The organism is Nocardioides sp., assembly GCF_031422975.1.
Classification (GTDB): domain Bacteria; phylum Actinomycetota; class Actinomycetes; order Propionibacteriales; family Nocardioidaceae; genus Nocardioides.
On sequence record NZ_JANPEO010000448.1, the window covers coordinates 1 to 2,803 of the forward strand.

At 67.4% G+C, this 2,803-nt stretch carries 4 protein-coding genes; 2 read left to right on the forward strand and 2 right to left on the reverse strand.

Going from position 1 to position 2,803, the window contains the following annotated elements; genetic code table 11:
* A partial coding sequence (locus RMO85_RS13460) for a glycosyltransferase family 2 protein (protein ID WP_310529233.1) occupies positions 1 to 239 on the reverse strand: 239 nt, incomplete at its 3' end.
* 93 nt (positions 240 to 332) lie between these two features.
* On the opposite strand from RMO85_RS13460, the gene RMO85_RS13465 reads away from it, so the two are divergent.
* On the forward strand, positions 333 to 1,187 hold the full coding sequence (locus RMO85_RS13465) for an alpha-1,2-fucosyltransferase (protein ID WP_310529235.1): 855 nt from the start codon (positions 333 to 335) through the stop codon (positions 1,185 to 1,187).
* On the opposite strand, the gene RMO85_RS13470 is transcribed toward RMO85_RS13465, so the two are convergent.
* Complete coding sequence (locus RMO85_RS13470; RefSeq protein ID WP_310529236.1) at positions 1,184 to 1,924, reverse strand: FkbM family methyltransferase; 741 nt, start codon at positions 1,922 to 1,924, stop codon at positions 1,184 to 1,186. The genes RMO85_RS13465 and RMO85_RS13470 overlap by 4 nt on opposite strands.
* Positions 1,925 to 2,137: 213 nt before the next feature.
* Between RMO85_RS13470 and RMO85_RS13475 the strand changes: the two genes are divergently transcribed.
* Positions 2,138 to 2,803, forward strand: a 666-nt coding sequence (locus tag RMO85_RS13475) for a glycosyltransferase family 2 protein (protein WP_310529237.1), incomplete at its 3' end; no start/stop codon positions are given.

The window sequence follows — 2,803 nt, forward strand, 5'->3', positions numbered from 1 at the left end:
GCGGCACCCGGTCCGGCGTTGTCCTGCCGGATGACCTGGACACCCGGCGCGGCGACCTCGGCCAGCACCTTCAGCGTCTCCTTGTCGGTGGACCCGTCGTCGACGACGATCACCTCGACCTGCGGATGCGTCTGCTGACGAGCGCTGAGGACCGCCTCCCGAAGGACTGGCCCGCTGTTGTAGCAGGGCACAACCACGGTCACACCGGGCAGATCTTCTAGGTCGTCGGCCGCGGTCATGGGCCTATCGTCGGCACTCGTCACCGGCCGATGATCCCATCCGGCATCGTATTCGGGCCGGATCCACCGGCCCCACCCTCTATCGTGGCGCCGGTGAGCAGCGTGCCGACTCTTCCCCACCTGCGAGCCCGGGCTCTCGACATCGTCCGCCGCGGACCGCGCACCGTACTGTGGACCGAGCCCCGACTTGGCCTCGGCAACTTCCTCTACCACTGGCTCCAGGTGAGCAAGCTCCGCGAGACCGGGGGGAGCGCGGTGGCCCTGCGCAGCGGCGAGATGGACCCGTGGTTGCCCTACTTTCCCGAGATCGAGCGCGACTACACCGTGGCGCGTGATGAGGTCCGGATAAGCGACCGACGCCAGCCGGGCTTCTTCCAGGGCTGGGGTATCCACTACTGGCCCGAGCATGTGGAGCGGTTCGTCGACTTTGCGCTGCGCCAGACGACCCTCCCGGTGCGACCCGATCCCGACGCAGAGCAGGTAGTTGTCAATGTCCGCCGCGGCGACTACTTCGAACCCGAATTCGCTCGACGCTACGCCTTCGACCATGAGGCCTACCTGCACGTCGCCCTCGAACGAACGTCGCGTCTCGGCGCGCCTGTGCGTCGCATCCACGTCGTCTCCGACGACATCGCCTGGTGTCGCACAGCCCTGGCCTGGCTCGGCGACGACGCCGAGGTCACCTTCGCCGCCGACGCCCCGACGCCGGCTGACGACTTCGCGACTCTGGCCAGTGCCCGCCGGCTGATCCTGACCAACTCGACGTTCGGCTACTGGGCCGCGCACCTCAGCAACGGGCTGTACGGCGACAACCACCAGCACGTCGTCGTGCCGTGGTTCCACGACCGCGCCGTGTGGTCGGGCGCCTCGTACCACCTCAACCCGGCCTGGACTGTGGTGAGAGACATCCCGGGAGGTTGGGATGTCCCCTCCTCCAGTCGCGGCTAGCGCAGCCTCACCATCCCGCGGACGAACCGGGACGCGCGGCCGTATGCGGGCGACTTCCTGGCCACGTCGACCAACGCGGGCGACTGCCTCTGCCTCGCGAGGTGGTGGAACCGTTCAACTTGCTCCATCACACCGTCTTGTCTACTCATGTCTGACGACACAGCAACGATGTTGTACTGACCCGGCGACTGAACATCTCGCGCCACCGGGACGAGCCCTGCTTCCAACAGTGTGCCAAGCACGTCGACCGCGAGCGCCTGCTCGTGCCACATCTCCACGTCCTCGACCTCGATCTTGAGGACAGCGCACCGGCGCAACAGCTCAGGCCCCCCAGCGAGAACTGGGCCGTTGAACCCTTCGACGTCGACCCACAGTGCGCTCCGGGAGCAATCACCTACGGCGTCATCGAGCCGTATGCCGTCGACGGACACGTCCTTCACCGGGGTCGGGACGGGACTCACGTCATGATTGCGATGTGCCAGAGAGCTGTGGCCCACGAACGGATCGCCGTCGAGACCGACCTCGCGGTGTAGGACCACCGGCCCTGCGTGATCGGTCAATGCGGCGTGGACGTACTCGACGCCGCGGCTGCGAAAGTCGACCATGCCTGAGAAGTGCTCGTGGTTGACCGGGTTCGCCTCGAAGGCAAGCACGCGCTGGACGCCTGAATCGGCGACACGAAGGGAGGTGCTGGCGTCATGCGCGCCCGCCTCGACGAAGACATCCGGGTCTGCCACGGCGAGCAGGTCGAAGAACAGGTCGTCGAGAAGCGCGACGGACCGCTGACGCGTGGGATCCGCCATCGTGTTGCGTCGAGTGGTCAGACGAAAATTTGAGCTCTGCAACCGGAGATGCGCATCCCACACTCGGGCCAGATCTTGATGGGGCATGCCCGAGATGTTAGGCCAGCCGCTGCGGCAGGAGCAGACATGCGACGTATGGGCGATGGCATGATCATCCGCATGTCCGAGTCCGCGCCCCCGGCACCGGACCATCCGTTGGTGAGCGGCCTCGACCTCCGGGGTTCCCTCGGCCACTGGTCCAGCCGCCAGTTGGCCCGGTCATGGCGCCGGTCGATCCGGCTCGTGCGGCGCGGACTCGACCTGCCGACGCCACAGCGGTCCGCTGGCGTCTGGGCCGTCGCCATGGTGCGCAACGAGAGCGACATCATCGCGACCACCGTGCGTCACCTGCTGGACCAGGACGTCGCACGCGTGCTGGTCGTGGACAACGGCTCGACCGACGACACGCTGGAGGTCTTGCGTGCCGTCAAGGACCACCGCTTGGTCGTCGGGCACGACCGCGAGCCGGGCTATTACCAGGCTGCCAAGATGTCCGAGCTGGCCCAGTGGGCCGGTCGCCACGGCGCCGATTGGGTGGTGCCGTTCGACGCCGACGAGCTGTGGTCTGCCCGAGGCACGACGTTGGGACGTCACCTCGCCTCCTGTCCGGCTGTCGTCGCGCGGGCCGACGTCCACAACGCGTTCTGCTCGCAAGAGCCCGATGACTGGCGTGTGGAGCGCCGGCCCGACCCCATGCGCAAGGTGGCCTTCCGTCCGCACCCCCTCGCGATCCTGGACACGGGTAACCACTGGGTGTCTCGTCCCGGGGACGTG